The sequence below is a fragment of the Proteiniborus sp. DW1 genome, assembly GCF_900095305.1.
GTDB lineage: Bacteria > Bacillota > Clostridia > Tissierellales > Proteiniboraceae > Proteiniborus.
Genome location: NZ_FMDO01000038.1, coordinates 1 through 16298 on the forward strand (window position 1 = coordinate 1; position 16298 = coordinate 16298).

A 16298-nucleotide genomic window follows, 5' to 3' on the forward strand; every position below is an offset into this window, starting at 1 on the left:
AGATATATTATATTAAATTAGTATACCTCCATCAACAACAATAACCTGCCCTGTAATATATTTTGACATATCACTAGCAAGAAAAGCTACAGCGTTAGCTATATCATCAGGTTCTCCTAATCTTTGTAATGTTATCTTTTCCAAGTATTGGTCTATAATCTTTTCAGGAAGCTTATCTGTCATATCAGTAGATATGAAACCTGGAGCTATTGCATTTACTCTAATATTCTTCTTACCTACTTCCTTAGCTAGTGACTTAGTAAAGCCAATAACACCTGCTTTTGACGCAGAATAATTACATTGGCCAGCATTCCCTGAAACTCCTACAATAGATGCTATATTAATAATACTGCAGTCTTTTTGTTTAATCATATTTCTAATTAAACATTTGGTAACATTAAAGACTCCTTTTAGATTTACATCTATAACGTTATCCCATTCGTCCTCTGACATTCTCATTAATAGATTATCTTTTGTGATTCCTGCATTGTTTACTAATATGTCAATTTTAGAGAAATAATTCATTCCATCTTGAATCATTTTCTCTACATCATTCATTTTTGATACATCTGCTCTTATAGCTAATGCTCGCCTTCCCATACTTTCTATTGTATCCTGCACCTGTTTTGACTGTTCCTCACTGCTAGTATATGAAAAAATTATGTCAGCACCAAGGGAAGCCAGTTTTAAAGCTACGGCTTTTCCAATCCCTCTAGAGCCACCAGTGACTAAAGCTACCTTTCCATTAAGATTCATTTTCCCACCCCTTAATTCCTGAGTATATTTATTAGATTTTCAAGGTTCTCAAGATTTTCAATATTGTAGAGGTTCAACTCCTTTTTGTTCTTTTTACCTATTTTCTTTGCAAATCCTACTAGTGTTTTCCCAGGACCAATTTCTACAAATGTATCTACGCCATCATGCACCATACGTTCTATAGATTGTTCCCATAAAACTGGCATGGAAACCTGTTTTACCAATAAATCTTTAATTTCATTTTCATTACTTATATAATTCCCAGTAACATTTGAAATAACTTTTTTATCGAGTTTATTGATTTCTACTTTATTTAATTCTTCTTTTATTTTGTGACCTGCACCTTTTAGCATACTACAATGAAATGGAGCGCTAACAGATAGAACTGCGGCTCTCTTAGCTCCCATATCCTTAGCAATGCTGCATGCCTCATTTACTGCATCTATTTCTCCTGAAATAACGACTTGCCCGGGGCAATTATAATTAGCACCTTCTACAATTCCTTTTTCACTAGCCTTTTTAATTATCTCTGCTACTTTAATATTATCTAAGCCTAATATAGCAGCCATAGTACCCTTTCCTAAAGGGACAGCCTCTTGCATATACTTTCCTCTTTTTCTCACTAAGACTACAGCATCTTCAAAGTCTAAAGCTCCACCATACACTAATGCTGAATATTCTCCGAGGCTTAGTCCAGCACACACTTCTGCTGATAATCCATAATCCTCTATAACTCTTAGTATCGCAATAGATGTCGTTAAAATAGCAGGCTGGGTAAACTCAGTCTTCATCAATTCTGAATCTGGCCCCTCAAAACATAGCTTTTTCATATCTAATTTAAGCGCTTCACTAGAAGTTTCAAATATTCTATTAGCAACAGAATATTTTTCAGAAATTTCCTTGCCCATTCCTATATATTGTGCACCTTGACCTGGAAATAGAAAAGCCATCTTCTCCATTTAATCACCTCTAAATACTAAGTATACTACTTCTTACTTTCTCAGCTTCTACCATAATATCCTGTATGACTTCCTTACATGTTTTGATGTCTTTTATTAATCCACTTATTTGACCTGCCATTACAGAGCCATTTTCAACATCTCCATCAACTACAGCTTTTCTTAACCTACCCACCCCAAATTTCTCTAGAGTTTCTATATCTGCATTCTGTTTTTCTAGCTCAATAAGTTTTTTTGTAAGTTTATTTCTTAATACTCTAACAGGATGACCTGTACTTCTTCCGGTAACTATTGCATCTCTATCTGATGATTTAATAATTGCATTTTTGTAGTTTTCGTGTACTCTGCACTCAACTGTACATACAAATCTAGTACCTATTTGAACTCCTTTAGCGCCTAATGCCAAAGCTGCAACTAATCCTCTACCATCTGCTATTCCACCTGCTGCTATAACAGGTATATTGACCTCATCTGTCACCTGGGGTATTAATGACATGGTAGTTAACTCCCCGATATGACCGCCTGCCTCAGTACCTTCTACAATAATTGCATCAGCTCCGATTTTTTCCATTCTTTTTCCCAACGCAACTGAAGGAACTACCGGTATTACTTTAGTCCCTATTTCTTTAAATTTACTAATATACTTACCAGGATTTCCTGCTCCAGTTGTTATTACTGGTACTCTCTCTTTGCATAAAAGCTCTATTATATCATCTACATGTGGGGATAATAGCATTACATTTACACCAAAAGGTTTATTAGTAAGTTTTCTGATTTTAGCTATTTCCTCTTTGACTACATTCTTAGGAGCAGCACCACATCCAATAATTCCTAAACCACCTGCATTAGATACAGCAGCAGCTAACTCGACTGTGGCTACCCAAGCCATTCCACCTTGTAAAATTGGATATTCAATATTTAGCAATTCGCATATTTCTGTTTTTATCAATTTAGAATCCTCCTTTACTGTACCACCTTAACACCATGGCTCCCCAAGTAAGGCCTCCACCAAATCCGATTAGTAAAACCACATCGTTATCTTTTATTTTATTTTTTCTCACTGCTTCATCTAAAGCTACCGGTATGGAAGCAGAAGACATGTTTCCGTAATTCTCTAAATTGACATAAACTTTGTCTTCATCAAGTCTAAGCTTTTTTCTAGCAGATTCTATAATTCTTATATTTGCTTGATGAGGCACTAAATAATCAATATCACATATCTCCAGCTTGCTTTTTTCAACTACTTTTAGGGATATCTCTTCCATTTTCCTCACAGCAAATTTAAACACTTCGTTACCTTCCATGTGTATATAATGTTGTTTGTTTCTAATGGTTTCTTCTGTGGCAGGCATTAGAGAACCACCAGCAGCAAGCTTTAAGAGATTCTTTCCTTCACCATCTGCACCTAGGTCTAAGCCTAATACTCCTCTACCTTCTGGAACTTCACTGATTACAGCAGCTCCTGCTCCATCTCCAAATAATACACAGGTATTTCTATCGGTCCAGTCTGTTATTCTAGAAAGAGCTTCAGTGCCAATAAGTAGAATGTTGCTATATACACCGGAACGTACAAATGAATATGCGACAGTAAGACCATACAAAAATCCTGAACAAGCTGCTTCCAAGTCAAATGCAGCAGCATTCTTACATTTTAATCCTTCCTGTACTAAGCAAGCTGTAGAAGGAAACATCATATCTGGAGTTACAGTTGCTACAATAATTAAATCTATATCCTCTGGTTCTAATTTTGCAGCTTCTAAGGCTTTTTCTGCTGCTTTAATTGCCATATATGATGAACCCTTTTCTTTATCAAGAATTCTTCTTTCTTTTATTCCAGTTCGTGTTCTTATCCATTCATCTGAAGTTTCCACCATTTTCTCTAAATCAAGATTAGTTAGTACCTTTTCAGGAACATAGCTTCCTGTGCCAATTATTCCAACACTCTTAAAACTTCTCTTCTGTGTCATAATTACCTCCTAGAATGTTTACCTCAGCCTCTATTTTTTCAATTACTTTATTTTCTACAAATACCTTAGCTTGTTTAATTGCATTCTTAATGGCTTTTGAATCTGAGCTCCCATGGGCTTTTATTACAACCCCCTTAGTACCTAATAATGGCGCTCCTCCATATTCAGTATAGTCTAGTCTTTTCTTAAACTTCCTTAAGCCAGGCTTTAATAATAAAGCACCTATTTTGCTAGTAAAAGAACTCATAAATTCTTCTTTTAACATACTGAAAATTGACATAGCAAGACCTTCAGTTAGCTTCAATATAACATTTCCTACAAATCCATCACACACTATTACATCGGTATTTCCTTCTGGAATATCCCTCGCTTCTACGTTCCCATTAAAATTTATATTAGTATTTTTTAATAGTTCATAAGCTTCTTTTGATAGTTCGTTTCCTTTCCCTTCTTCAATGCCAATATTAACAAGTGAAACTTTTGGATTGGAAATATCTAATATTTTTTCTGCATATATTGAGCCCATTATTGCAAATTGCTGAAGATATTTTGCTTTACAATCAGTATTAGCCCCTGCATCTAATAATAGTGATATTCCCTTCTTAGTAGGATAAGGAATAGCAAGCGCTGCTCTGTCCACTCCCTTAATCCTCTTAACAATTAGAATGCCTCCTGTTAGTAATGCACCAGTACTTCCAGAAGATACGAAGGCATCTGCTTCTTTATCCTTAACAAGATTAAGTCCAATTACCATTGATGATTGTTTTTTTCTCCTTATAGCCATGGCCGGTTCTTCATCATTAGTAATGAATTCCTCTGAATTAATAATCCGTATTTTATCATTCTTATACTCATACTTTGATAATTCTTCTTTGATTTTTCCCTCATCTCCAATAAGAATTATTGTGACTCCCAGCTCATTTGTTGCATCGATACTACCTTTTACTGTAGCTAATAAACCTTGATCCCCACCCATTGCATCTACAGCTATTATCATATTAAATCTCCTCCCGATTATTCTGTTCAATAGAAACAAGAATGAACTTTCCCCTAAAAACTTGCTTCTGTCCTACATAAGTAAAAACATGTACAAAGTATTTGTTACCTCTTTTTCTAATTACTTCTGCCTTTGCAATAAGCTTTTCTCCCGCCTTAACTAAATCCTTATATTTTACATTTGCAACCCCTGTCAATGCAACGTCAGCGTCTATTACCGCAATAGCTAGAGACTCAGCTTGAGCATAGATATTATGTCCTCTCACCACACTTGTTTTTAAAAAGGCCATACTCTCATCTGTTTCAAGTATTGAAATACCTTTCTTGCCTAAGTCAATATCTACAAGCTCTCCTACGATTTCAGTCCCTCCAATTGTCCTAACCTTCGAGTAACTTTTCTCAGCTACGTTTTTTATTCTTTCTCTCAATTCAGGTATCCCAAGCTCTAATCTATCTAGCCTTATAGTTTGAATGCTTACATTAAACATTTGCATTAACTCTTCATCAGTTAGAAAAGGATCCCCTTTTAATTTTTCAATAAGTTTTTTATGTCTGTCTTTTTTGCTAAGCTTTCCAATACTCATAATCTTCACCTCGAGTTAATACTTGTATTTAGTACCTGATACTAATATTAAGTATACATCGTTAATATATAAAAATCAAGGATATTTTTGCAAAAAAAAAGATAGTGATCTTATACACTATCTCTTTTTATACATTATTCAACAGATACAACTTCTTTGTTTTTATAATACCCACAAGATTTACATACTCTATGTGGTAGCTTTGGCTCGTGGCATTGTGGGCATTCTACTACAGTTGCCTTTGTTAATACTTGAGCTGAAGCTCTTCTTTTATCCCTTCTCGCTTTAGATGTCTTACGCTTTGGTACTGCCATTTAAAAACACCTCCTTAAATCAATCAAATAAATCCTTTAGTTTAGCTAGGCGAGGATCAATTTCTTGAATATCACAGCTACATTCCTCTATATTCAAGTCTTTTCCACAGACTAGGCATAATCCTCTGCAGTTATCATTGCATAGTGATTTCATAGGTAAAGACAATAAAATAGAGGTTAAAACTTGTTCTTTTATTTCTAGATGGTCATTATCATAATAGAACACAGGCTCATCATCTGTATCTAATGACTGAGAAGTTTCCATAAGTCTTCCTGATAAAACAGTCTCTGCTTTATTGACAAACTCTTTTAGACATCGTGCACAGTTTTCATAATATTCATATGAAACCTTAGCATTAAGATACAAGTCATCATCTGTCTTATAAACACTGCCCTTTACTATCACTGGATTAGCCAGTACAATCTCACCTGAAGTTGACTGTATTTTTACCAGATCCAAGGAGTGTTCAAAGTCAATTTCGTAAACTGTTCTATCAATAAGCCTTGATAGATCTATCTTCATTAAGTTCACCTCTTAAACATTGCCAAATTTTATTATATATAAGTTATAGATAGTTTGTCAAGAATAAATGTTGCATTATCAAATAATAGCACAGAAAGGCAGGAAAAACCTGCCTATTTTAATATTAACATTTTAGTGTCTCTAGCTATCATTAGTTCTTCATTAGTAGGAATAACAAATATTGCTGTGGAAGTTAAATCTCTATTAAGTTGTGCTTCTTTACCTCTTACATTATTTAACTCTGGGTCTATTTTAATACCTAGACACTCTAAACCTTCACATACCTTTTCTCTAATATAGCCTGAGTTTTCACCAATACCTGCAGTAAATACTAATGCATCAATACTACACATAGTAGCTACATAAGCACCAACATATTTTTTGACTCTATTAACGAAAACATCTAATGCAAGTTTAGCTCTTTCATTTCCTTCTTCAGTTGCTATTTCTAAATCTCTAAAGTCACTGCTAAGTCCTGAAATACCTAATACTCCAGATTTCTTATTTAGCATATCGTTAACTTGTTCGAATGTCATGTTTTCTTTATCCATAATAAATGGAATAATTGCTGGGTCAATATCTCCTGATCTAGTTCCCATTGCTAAACCTTCTAAAGGAGTAAAACCCATACTTGTATCCATAGATTTTCCACCTTGTACTGCACATATACTAGAGCCATTTCCTAGGTGACAAGTAACTATATTCAAATCTTTAATGTCTTTACCTAGTAATTCAGCAGCTCTATTAGCTACATATTTATGAGAAGTACCATGGAAGCCATATCTTCTAATTTTATATTTCTCGTAGAATTCGTAAGGTATAGGGTATATATAGTTATCAGACTCCATAGTTTGATGGAAAGCTGTATCAAACACAGCTACCATAGGTGTATTTGGCATAAGCTCTCTACAAGCTTCTATCCCTATGATATTTGGTGGATTATGTAATGGTGCTAGCTCTACACATTCCTCTATAGCTTTCATTACATCGTCATCAATTACCACAGATTCAGCAAATTTTTCTCCACCATGAACAACTCTATGTCCTACTGCAACTATTTCATCCATAGATTTTATAACTCCATGATTTGGATCAACTATTGCATCTAAAACTATCTCTAATGCAACTTTGTGATTATCCATTGGTTTTTCAATTACCACATCTTCTTTACCAGTTGGTTTATGTTTGATTCTAGAGCCTTCAATTCCTATTCTCTCAGCTAAACCCTTTGCCAATACAAATTCATTTGACATGTCTATTAACTGATATTTTAATGAAGAACTACCACAATTAATAACTAAAATATTCATTTTATACCTCCTATATGTTTACATATTCACAACTTCCATAATATTATAATACGACAAAAAAATCAACTATATAAAGATTATTTCCATTTTAATTTATTAATAATCTCTTTTAATGCTATAATAACATATATGAGCATTTAAAAACACGACTTCGTGCCTTAAATATTGGAGGTTTTTATGAGAATAGTAGGACTTATTACTGAATATAATCCCTTTCACAATGGACATCTTTATCATTTAAATAAATCTAAGAGTATCACTAATTCTGAGTACTCTGTAGCGATTATGAGCGGAAATTTTTTGCAAAGAGGAGAACCTGCATTAGTTGATAAGTGGACTAGAGCAAAAATGGCTATAGATAATGGGGTTGATTTAGTTATTGAACTCCCGGTAATATACGCATGTCAAAGCGCAGAAATATTTGCTTTTGGTGCTATAAAAATACTTGATAGCCTTGGCATTATAGATAGTGTTTGTTTTGGAAGTGAGTCAGGGAATATTAAGGAATTAGATTGCATTGCAGAAATATTAAATAATGAGCCCGAACTTTTTAGAGAGTGCTTGAAAATAGGATTAAGTCAAGGACACTCTTATCCAAAAGCAAGAGAATATGCTCTTACCAAATATATTGAAAGTTCTAACCTTTTTGATCCATCAACTATAAACAGCATTGTTTCTAATCCAAATAATATTCTATCAATAGAATACCTAAAATCATTAAAAAAAATCGACAGTAGCATTAAACCTTATACATTAAAAAGAAAGCACTCTAACTATCATGATAAATCTCTTACTGGCACTATATCCAGTGCAACTGCAATTCGAGAGCAGCTTATAAATAATACTTCAATAGAGAATATTAAGCATGTAGTCCCTAGCAAAACTTATAAGTATCTAGAGGACTTCTATAATGAATATAGAGGCTTTAATTATCTCGATAATTATTCTACGATTCTACTATATTTACTTAGAAACAGTACTTCTGATAGCTTGAAGAATATTTTAGATGTAAATGAAGGATTAGACAATAGAATTATAGATTGTTCTACAAAATATAGTTCAATTTATGACATATTAGATTGTATAAACACTAAGCGATATACAATGACACGATTAAAAAGGATTTTTACTCATTTATTACTAAATTTAAATAAAGAAATAGTACATGAACTTGTTCCAATCGGTCCTCAATACATAAGAGTCTTAGGAGCAAACTCTAAGGGTATTGAAATATTAAAGATGGCAAAAAAATCTAGTAAATTACCAATCATCACAAAGTTTGCTGATTATATTAAACTAAATAATGCCCTTGTAAGTCAAATGATAGAATTAGATAAAAAAGCTACGGACATATATGAATTAGGCCTGAGTAAAGACAAATCAAAAGTTAACTTGGACTATACCACGTCACCTTACATTAAACTAGCTAATTGACGCCTTAGCAAAATTTTAAATTAATTTGCTAATAGTAGCAGTTATGTAGGATAAGTGGCTAACATAATATTAAAAAGACCTCAATATAATGTATTAGTAGGAGGTCTATTATGCATAGTTATCTATTATTATTTTTAACTTCAATTATTGTTTTCTTAGCACTTAGTAAAGTACATAAAAAAATATTAAACAAGTTTGAAAATGTAAAAGTTTATTTACTAATCATAGTAACAATGTTTTTAGTTTCATGCTTAATAGTGTTCCCGAATAACACCATAGATGCTGCATTAAATGGATTGATGACTTGGGCTAATGTAGTTTTACCTTCTTTATTACCGTTTTTAATTGGCGCAGAAATACTCATAGGACTTGGTGTAGTTGACTTTATTGGAGTTCTATTAAGACCAATAATGTATCCTTTATTTGGAACATCAGGTGAGGGCTCATTTGCTTTTGCTATGAGTGTGACATCAGGATATCCAGTGGGAGTCTCTTTAGTTTCCAAGCTAAGACAACAAAACCTAATAGGCAAAATAGAAGCTCAAAGACTTGTTTCATTTTGTAGTACCTCTGGACCCCTGTTCATGATTGGAGCAGTTTCAGTAGGAATGTTCAAAAATTCTTCCATAGGTAGTTTACTTGCATCTTCACATTATTTAGGTGCTATTACTGTAGGACTACTTTTTAAATACTATGGAAGGACACAAAGTGTTAATAAGATTGACAACAAGCATAATAAAAACATCAGTTTCTTTAAAATTGCTCTGTCAAAGTTAGTTTGTGCTCGAAAACAAGATGGAAGAAGTATAAGTAAGCTTATGGGCGATGCAATTAAATCCTCCCTTGAATCCATGGTTATGGTGGGGGGATTTATAATGATATACTCTGTGATTATTGAAATACTAAGAATTACAGGAATTTTTAATTTCCTTACAAGTCTATTAAATCTTTTATTTCCTATTAATTTAGAGCCTAAGCTTATGGAAGGATTAATCAGCGGACTATTAGAAATGACAAATGGATGTAAATTGCTTTCTGAAGCTAGCAATGCAAGCATAGTTGCGCAGCTATGCTCAGTAAGTTTTTTAATAGGATGGAGTGGTTTGTCAATACACAGTCAAGCCATCAGTATATTAAGCAATACTGATATTAATACTAGGCTGTATATGCTGTCCAAATTACTTCATGCTATATTTTCGTCTTTATATTGCTTTGTCCTATATAGGATTTTCTTTAAAAATAAAATTATAGTGTCATTTCTATCTAATGATATTAGTAGAAGTGAAAACATAGTTGGAGACTGGTTAAATAATTTAAGATTTTCAATTAGTTTAGAATTTGCTATCATAATCGTTATAATTGCCATTTCATTTTTTGTTGGAGCTTTATATGACATAAAATCTATTTCTAGCAAATAGTCTAAAATAAGTTAGGGTTCTATAGTAAGAACCCTTTATTATTTAAAATTATTCAATTCTTGTCTATTTTTTTGCAATGTTTCAATAATACTCCTCAAATTCATTTCTACTTCTTTGAGTAGCCCATCTGCATATTCTTTTGCGCCGATTCGCATTTCTTTAGCATTACTCTGTGCCTTTGAAGTTATCTCCTCTGCTCTCTCATATGCTTGCTTTGTAATTTCATGTTGCTCTACCATTTCTTCAATATGTAATTTTACTTCTTCAACCATAGTATCTGCTTCATTTTGTGCCTCTGCTAAAATTCTCTGTCTTTCTTCTTTAATCCATTCAGCTTGTTTTATTTCGTCCGGCAACTTAATTCTTATTTCTTTGATGATATCTAGCACATCATCTTTATCTACTAAAACTTTGCCTGCAAATGGTATTGTAGAACTACCCTCTATTATATCTTCTATCTCATCTAATAATTTTAAAACATCCATTCTTATACCCCCTTTAGTTTTTCCTTTATTGCTAATTCTACTTTTTCAGGTACTAAACCTTTAATATTTCCATTAAAGCTTGCAACCTCTTTGACAATACTCGAACTTAAATAAGAGTATTTATTCCTTGCTATCAAGAACAAAGTTTCTGCATTATCATATAGTCTATTATTCATTAAAGCCATCTGCATTTCATATTCGAAGTCTGAAACAGCTCTTAACCCTCTTACAATTAACTCTACCTGATTTTCCTTCATATAATCTACTAGCAACCCTGTAAATGAAGCAATTTCCACATTCCCTAACTCATGTGTAACGTCTTTTAATAAATTAATTCTTTCTTCTACACTAAACATATGTTTCTTTGAGGGATTATTTAAAACTAAAACTATTATCTTATCAAACTTCTTTGAACATCTTTCAATAATGTCTAAATGTCCATTAGTGACTGGATCAAAAGTCCCTGGATAAACTACCTTCATCATTTAACCTCCCATGGTGTAAAAAGATATTTTAGTTCCTCCATAAGTTCTTGAATCTTTCTTTACTAAAGTATTAATACTTTCTGGTAGAGTAATTTTATCTTCATGCTCAGCAATTATAATCCCATTACAATTAAGAATGTTATTAATACTTATATTCTCAAGTACAGGTATTAATATTTCTTTTTCATAGGGAGGATCTAGAAAAATATAATCAAAAATAATACCCCTCGAACTCAATGTTTTAATTGCCTTTTCGGCAGTATTTTTATATACAAAAGCTTGATCAGCAAGTCTTGTCCTCTCCAAATTCTCCTTTATTGACTTAATACTGTTAATATCATTATCAATAAAATAGCATCTACTGGCTCCCCTACTTAAAAACTCTATACCTATACTTCCAGAGCCTGCATAGAGATCAAGAACTTGACTATCACTTTTAATTTCGCCTAATATATTAAAAATAGCTTCTTTTACATTATCCGTTGTAGGGCGCGTATGTAGCCCTTTAGGGGCAATCAATTTGCGACCTTTTGATTTCCCTGTAATAACACGCAAAAAATATTCCTCCTTATATTAAATAATATTTTATCACAAAAACACTAAATTCTAAATAATTTATTATTATTATTGGAAAAAACTCAAACATTGCTACAAGCTCCTTACAATTCACTACATTTTCCAACTATTTAATTAAATGATATTAACTGAGATTCTTTGTTAAATAACTTTAATATTCTTTCTCTCATCATTTTATTTTCATCTCTTGCTAGACTTGGATCTTCTTCCAATATTCTAAAGGCAATTGACTGTGCAATTTTTAAAGTATTGATATCCGAAAATAAATTAGCTATTTTCAATTCAGGAAGCCCATGTTGCCTAGTTCCAAAAAAATCACCTGGACCTCTTATTTGCAGGTCTTTTTCGGCTATTACAAATCCATCATTGGTTTTCTCCATTATATGCATTCTTTCTTTTGAAATCTTGCTTTTACTTTCATTTACTAATATACAATATGATTGATAATTGCCTCTTCCAACTCTCCCCCTTAGTTGATGTAGTTGAGCTAAGCCAAATCTTTCTGCATTCTCTATGAGCATAATATTAGCATTAGGAACATTTACTCCAACTTCAATTACAGTAGTAGACACTAGGATGTCAATTTCTCCATTTTTAAACTTTGACATTATGCTGTCTTTCTCTCCTGCCTTCATCTGACCATGTAATAGTCCTAGACTTAAGTTTCTAAATTCATTGCTTTTCAATATTTCATATAGCTCATTTGCTGACTGAGCATTAATACTATCTGATTCTTCAACTAGCGGACATACGATATATGCCTGCCTCCCCTTATTTATCTGTTCTCGTATAAATGAATAAACTCTGTCCTTCATCTGACTATTAACTACATAGGTCTTTATTTTTTTTCTTCCGGCTGGAAGTTCATCAATTATTGATACTTCTAAATCTCCATATAATATTAATGCCAAAGTTCTAGGTATAGGTGTAGCTGTCATTACAAGTATATCTGGGTTTGTACCCTTCAAGGATAATGTAGCTCTTTGTCTAACTCCAAACCTATGCTGCTCATCAGTAATAGCTAACCCCAGCTTATGAAAACTAACTTTTTCCTGTAATACAGCATGGGTACCTATAACTATGTCAATTTCTCCATTTTCGATTCCTCTTAAAATCTCCATTTTCTTTTTACCAGTTATATTGCTAGTTAATAGTTGACAATTAATATTAAACTTATCAAGTAAAGACTTTACATTCTCATAATGCTGAGCTGCTAGTATTTCAGTAGGTGCCATCATCACAGACTGATAGCCCGAATTATATGCCTTTAGCATTGATAATACAGCTATGATAGTCTTACCTGAACCAACATCACCTTGTACTAAACGGTTCATTTGCTTAGGTGATTCCATATCCCTAGCAATTTCTTTAAAAACTCTAACCTGAGCAGATGTTAGTTTATAGGGGAGTAATTCTATAAGTTTGTGCGTTTCATCATTTTTAGAAAACATAATTCCCTCATTATTTTGAATGTTCTTTTTTTTCATTATGAGTAGGCCCAATTGTAATAATAATAATTCCTCAAAAACTAATCTTTCCTTTGCTTTCTTATATGAGATCCTGTCCTTAGGAAAATGTATATTTTTAATAGCTTCACTAAACGAACATAATTCCAACTCATCAATTATACTTTTAGGAATTATATCCACAGTATAATCTGTATAGGTTTCCAGAGCCTGCTCTATTATCTTTGTGAGCTCATTATTAGATAGTTTTTCAGTTAACTGGTAAATAGGGATTATTCTACCTGTTTTTTTACTAGTTTCATTATACTTTTCATATATTGGATTCTGCATCTCAATTTGATTTCCTATTTTCTTTACTCTTCCATTTACACTAATAATGTCTCCTATATTGATACTGTTTATTATGTAGTCCTGGTTAAACCAAGTTAAATATAATACTCCCGTTTCGTCCTTTGCTGGTATTTTAGTTATTCTCATATTTCTTCTAGGTTTATATTTTCTCGGAACACCACAAACTATAACTCTTAAGCTTGCTTTTTCACCATTCTCTAAAGTTGATACTTTCTTTAAGGTTCTTCTATCTTCATAAGACCTAGGAAAATAGTACATAAGGTCTTCAATGGTTTTGATACCTATTTTATTTAATAGTTTAGCCTTCTTAGGACCAACGCCCTTAAGATATTGAACACTATTCTCTAATTTATTCAAATTACCCACCTCTATGCTTTATTAAATATATTATATAAAAAAAAAGACAATAATCCAAAGACTATTGCCTGGAATTCTTGTCTTCTTATAATACTATTTAGTTATTCAACCGAAATCAAATAATAGTATAAAGGCTGTCCTCCAAAGACTACTTCAACATCTAAATCCTCATACTCTTCTTCTATTCTATTTACTAGTTCTGCTGCATCATCCTCAGATAAGTCATTTCCATAAAATAAAGTAATTAACCCATCATCATCAGTCACCATAGTTTTTACCAGTTCAAAAGCCACATCTTGGACGTTATTACCAATTACCTCAATTTTTCCATCATATATTCCCATTATATCATCTTTCTTAATTTCTTTTTCTTCCATAATTGTGTCTCTGACTGAGAAAGTAACTTGACCAGTTTTTACTGATGCTATTGTATTTTTCATATTTTCAATATTCTCTTCCATATCAAGCTCTTCATCAAAAGTAACTAAGGCAGCTATTCCTTGTGGAATAGTCTTTGTCGGTAGTACTTCTACATTCTTACTACTAAGCTCTTTTGCTTGAGTAGCTGCTAAAACAATGTTCCCATTATTAGGTAATATAATAATATTATCTCCTCTTACCTTTTCAATAGCATTAAGAATATCCTCTGTACTTGGATTCATGGTTTGACCGCCAGTAATTACATAGTCAGCATTTAAATCGTGAAATACACTGGATAGTCCTTCACCCATCGAAACAGTAATGAAGCTATATTTCTTTCTTTCTAATGGCTCTATGTTTTCCATAGCTGTTATGGTAGTATCATCATTAGCCATATTATTTCTATGCTGATATCTCATATTATCAATTTTAATATCTATAAGTTCACCATGCTGTAGTGCTTTCTGTATTACTACTCCAGGTTCATTTGTATGAATATGTACCTTTATGATATTATCGCCACCAACTACAAGCATGGAATCTCCTAATTCAACTATCTCATCTCTAAATGTCTCAAAATCTACCTTTGAGTCATTTATAATAAATTCTGTACAATAGGCAAAGGTAATATCTCCTTCAGATTCTGCAAATGAGTGATCATAATCATCCTTAGTAATTTCATCCATTAATGCTTCTTCCTTGCCTGTTAAAGCTTCTAATGCTCCTACTAGAATTGTAACAAGCCCTTTTCCTCCTGCATCCACAACTCCAGCTTGTTTAAGCACAGGAAGCATTTCTGGTGTTCTATCTAGAGTAGTCTCTCCATGCCTGATTACAGCTCTTAAAAATTCCACAACATCAGTTTCCTTTTTTGATATTTCAATAGCCATTTCAGCACACTCTCTAGCGACTGTCAATATAGTCCCTTCTATAGGCTTCATGACCGCTTTGTAGGCAGTATCAGAACCAAGCTTAAATGCTAATGCAATTGTAGAAGTATCAATTCTATCAGTTCCCTTTAATCCTTTAGCAAATCCTCTAAATAATTGGGATAATATCACCCCAGAGTTACCTCTAGCTCCCATTAGTGAACCATTAGAAGCAGCAGTTACAACCTTATCTATATCATCTGTCTCTAAAGCTCTTATTTGCTTAATAGCTGATTGCATTGTTAATGACATATTTGTACCAGTATCTCCGTCAGGAACAGGAAAGACATTTAATGCATTGACAGCTTCTTTATTATTTTCAAGACAGTTAGCAGCTCCAAAAAATAGTTTTTTGAGCATATTTCCATCTATATATTGAATTTTCAATATTAGTACCTCCTTAGCCTACTTTTGTACTCTTACTCCCTGTACATTTATATTTACTTTTTGGACTTTTAAACCAGTCATACTTTCGATATTGTATTTTACTTTATCTATGATGTTGTCTGCAACCACAGAAATCTTTGTACCAAACTGAACTACCACAAATAGATCGACAATAACTTTATCACCATCTGTATATACCTTCACGCCTTTTTTTACATGATCTTTTTTTAATAACTCCACTAAACCATCAGTAGCGTTTCTACTAGACATTCCAACAAGACCATAACTCTCTGTAGCTGCTAATCCAGCAATGGTCTCTAAAACACTTTCATCGATATTTATTGAGCCATATATATTGGTCAATTTACCTGCCATTTACAGTCCTCCTTTTTAAATTGAAAAGTGGATAAAGGATTTTATAGTCTTATTTTACATTATATTTGTATTATCTTCAACTTAAGAATAAATAATAATTAAAATAGGGATAAAAATATCTTTATATTGCAAAAAATACCTAGGGTATGATACAATAGTATATGTTGATTTTAGAATGTATAGTAAACAAGGATTTATTAGCAAAC

The 16298-nt window shown here is 32.6% G+C and carries 17 protein-coding genes; 2 read left to right on the top strand and 15 right to left on the bottom strand.

The window, feature by feature from the left end; genetic code table 11:
- Nucleotides 1-12: 12 nt before the first annotated feature.
- The 9 genes from fabG to DW1_RS09555 all read right to left on the bottom strand — a co-directional run bounded on the left by fabG (nucleotide 13) and on the right by DW1_RS09555 (nucleotide 7409).
- A complete protein-coding gene (gene fabG / locus DW1_RS09515; RefSeq protein ID WP_074350390.1) occupies nucleotides 13-756 on the bottom strand; it encodes a 3-oxoacyl-[acyl-carrier-protein] reductase in 744 nt (247 codons plus the stop codon).
- An 11-nt stretch (nucleotides 757-767) separates the two neighbouring features.
- Entirely contained in the window at nucleotides 768-1715 is a 948-nt protein-coding gene (fabD, locus tag DW1_RS09520) for an ACP S-malonyltransferase (protein WP_074350391.1), read from the bottom strand.
- Between the two features lie 10 nt (nucleotides 1716-1725).
- Nucleotides 1726-2664: an enoyl-[acyl-carrier-protein] reductase FabK gene (gene fabK / locus DW1_RS09525; protein WP_074350392.1), complete on the bottom strand. Its 939-nt coding sequence runs from the start codon at nucleotides 2662-2664 to the stop codon at nucleotides 1726-1728.
- A gap of 1 nt (nucleotide 2665) precedes the next feature.
- On the bottom strand, nucleotides 2666-3682 hold the full coding sequence (locus DW1_RS09530) for a beta-ketoacyl-ACP synthase III (RefSeq protein ID WP_074350393.1): 1017 nt from the start codon (nucleotides 3680-3682) through the stop codon (nucleotides 2666-2668).
- Nucleotides 3660-4679: a phosphate acyltransferase PlsX gene (plsX, locus tag DW1_RS09535; RefSeq protein WP_074350394.1), complete on the bottom strand. Its 1020-nt coding sequence runs from the start codon at nucleotides 4677-4679 to the stop codon at nucleotides 3660-3662. The genes DW1_RS09530 and plsX overlap by 23 nt, the downstream gene beginning before the upstream one ends.
- Before the next feature lies 1 nt (nucleotide 4680).
- On the bottom strand, nucleotides 4681-5262 hold the full coding sequence (fapR, locus tag DW1_RS09540; protein WP_074350395.1) for a transcription factor FapR: 582 nt from the start codon (nucleotides 5260-5262) through the stop codon (nucleotides 4681-4683).
- A 134-nt stretch (nucleotides 5263-5396) separates the two neighbouring features.
- Nucleotides 5397-5576, bottom strand: a complete 180-nt coding sequence (gene rpmF, locus DW1_RS09545) for a 50S ribosomal protein L32 (RefSeq protein WP_074350396.1) — start codon at nucleotides 5574-5576, stop codon at nucleotides 5397-5399.
- Nucleotides 5577-5595: 19 nt separating this feature from the next.
- Complete coding sequence (locus tag DW1_RS09550; protein WP_074350397.1) at nucleotides 5596-6099, bottom strand: YceD family protein; 504 nt, start codon at nucleotides 6097-6099, stop codon at nucleotides 5596-5598.
- 113 nt (nucleotides 6100-6212) lie between these two features.
- Nucleotides 6213-7409, bottom strand: a complete 1197-nt coding sequence (locus DW1_RS09555) for an acetate/propionate family kinase (RefSeq protein WP_074350398.1) — start codon at nucleotides 7407-7409, stop codon at nucleotides 6213-6215.
- A gap of 177 nt (nucleotides 7410-7586) precedes the next feature.
- Between DW1_RS09555 and DW1_RS09560 the strand changes: the two genes are divergently transcribed.
- Together DW1_RS09560 and ylbJ are read left to right on the top strand one after the other, a co-directional pair.
- Nucleotides 7587-8843 carry a nucleotidyltransferase gene (locus tag DW1_RS09560; protein ID WP_074350399.1) on the top strand — a complete coding sequence of 419 codons (1257 nt, stop codon included), beginning with the start codon at nucleotides 7587-7589 and terminating at the stop codon, nucleotides 8841-8843.
- A 110-nt stretch (nucleotides 8844-8953) separates the two neighbouring features.
- On the top strand, nucleotides 8954-10261 hold the full coding sequence (ylbJ, locus tag DW1_RS09565; protein ID WP_083605615.1) for a sporulation integral membrane protein YlbJ: 1308 nt from the start codon (nucleotides 8954-8956) through the stop codon (nucleotides 10259-10261).
- 38 nt (nucleotides 10262-10299) lie between these two features.
- On the opposite strand, the gene DW1_RS09570 is transcribed toward ylbJ, so the two are convergent.
- The 6 genes from DW1_RS09570 to DW1_RS09595 all read right to left on the bottom strand — a co-directional run bounded on the left by DW1_RS09570 (nucleotide 10300) and on the right by DW1_RS09595 (nucleotide 16092).
- Nucleotides 10300-10746 (bottom strand): cell division FtsA domain-containing protein, encoded by a 447-nt coding sequence (locus DW1_RS09570; RefSeq protein WP_074350400.1) that lies wholly within the window; start codon nucleotides 10744-10746, stop codon nucleotides 10300-10302.
- Nucleotides 10747-10748: 2 nt separating this feature from the next.
- Nucleotides 10749-11231 (bottom strand): pantetheine-phosphate adenylyltransferase, encoded by a 483-nt coding sequence (gene coaD, locus DW1_RS09575; protein WP_074350401.1) that lies wholly within the window; start codon nucleotides 11229-11231, stop codon nucleotides 10749-10751.
- Nucleotides 11232-11786: a 16S rRNA (guanine(966)-N(2))-methyltransferase RsmD gene (rsmD, locus tag DW1_RS09580; RefSeq protein ID WP_074350402.1), complete on the bottom strand. Its 555-nt coding sequence runs from the start codon at nucleotides 11784-11786 to the stop codon at nucleotides 11232-11234.
- Between the two features lie 131 nt (nucleotides 11787-11917).
- A complete protein-coding gene (recG, locus tag DW1_RS09585) occupies nucleotides 11918-13990 on the bottom strand; it encodes an ATP-dependent DNA helicase RecG (protein ID WP_347499719.1) in 2073 nt (690 codons plus the stop codon).
- A 92-nt stretch (nucleotides 13991-14082) separates the two neighbouring features.
- A complete protein-coding gene (locus DW1_RS09590) occupies nucleotides 14083-15690 on the bottom strand; it encodes a DAK2 domain-containing protein (protein WP_200800505.1) in 1608 nt (535 codons plus the stop codon).
- Nucleotides 15691-15735: 45 nt separating this feature from the next.
- Nucleotides 15736-16092 (bottom strand): Asp23/Gls24 family envelope stress response protein, encoded by a 357-nt coding sequence (locus DW1_RS09595; RefSeq protein ID WP_074350405.1) that lies wholly within the window; start codon nucleotides 16090-16092, stop codon nucleotides 15736-15738.
- Nucleotides 16093-16298 lie beyond the last annotated feature (206 nt).

What these genes read in the sequence shown, in the direction of transcription:
- ylbJ (WP_083605615.1), top strand. Translation starts at nt 8,954, where the DNA reads ATGCATAGTTATCTATTATTATTTTTAACTTCAATTATTGTTTTCTTA.
- fapR (WP_074350395.1), bottom strand. Translation starts at nt 5,262, where the DNA reads ATGAGTATTGGAAAGCTTAGCAAAAAAGACAGACATAAAAAACTTATT.
- DW1_RS09550 (WP_074350397.1), bottom strand. Translation starts at nt 6,099, where the DNA reads ATGAAGATAGATCTATCAAGGCTTATTGATAGAACAGTTTACGAAATT.
- DW1_RS09595 (WP_074350405.1), bottom strand. Translation starts at nt 16,092, where the DNA reads ATGGCAGGTAAATTGACCAATATATATGGCTCAATAAATATCGATGAA.
- DW1_RS09555 (WP_074350398.1), bottom strand. Translation starts at nt 7,409, where the DNA reads ATGAATATTTTAGTTATTAATTGTGGTAGTTCTTCATTAAAATATCAG.
- DW1_RS09590 (WP_200800505.1), bottom strand. Translation starts at nt 15,690, where the DNA reads ATGCTCAAAAAACTATTTTTTGGAGCTGCTAACTGTCTTGAAAATAAT.
- fabD (WP_074350391.1), bottom strand. Translation starts at nt 1,715, where the DNA reads ATGGAGAAGATGGCTTTTCTATTTCCAGGTCAAGGTGCACAATATATA.
- DW1_RS09530 (WP_074350393.1), bottom strand. Translation starts at nt 3,682, where the DNA reads ATGACACAGAAGAGAAGTTTTAAGAGTGTTGGAATAATTGGCACAGGA.
- DW1_RS09560 (WP_074350399.1), top strand. Translation starts at nt 7,587, where the DNA reads ATGAGAATAGTAGGACTTATTACTGAATATAATCCCTTTCACAATGGA.
- plsX (WP_074350394.1), bottom strand. Translation starts at nt 4,679, where the DNA reads ATGATAATAGCTGTAGATGCAATGGGTGGGGATCAAGGTTTATTAGCT.
- fabG (WP_074350390.1), bottom strand. Translation starts at nt 756, where the DNA reads ATGAATCTTAATGGAAAGGTAGCTTTAGTCACTGGTGGCTCTAGAGGG.
- rpmF (WP_074350396.1), bottom strand. Translation starts at nt 5,576, where the DNA reads ATGGCAGTACCAAAGCGTAAGACATCTAAAGCGAGAAGGGATAAAAGA.
- DW1_RS09570 (WP_074350400.1), bottom strand. Translation starts at nt 10,746, where the DNA reads ATGGATGTTTTAAAATTATTAGATGAGATAGAAGATATAATAGAGGGT.
- coaD (WP_074350401.1), bottom strand. Translation starts at nt 11,231, where the DNA reads ATGATGAAGGTAGTTTATCCAGGGACTTTTGATCCAGTCACTAATGGA.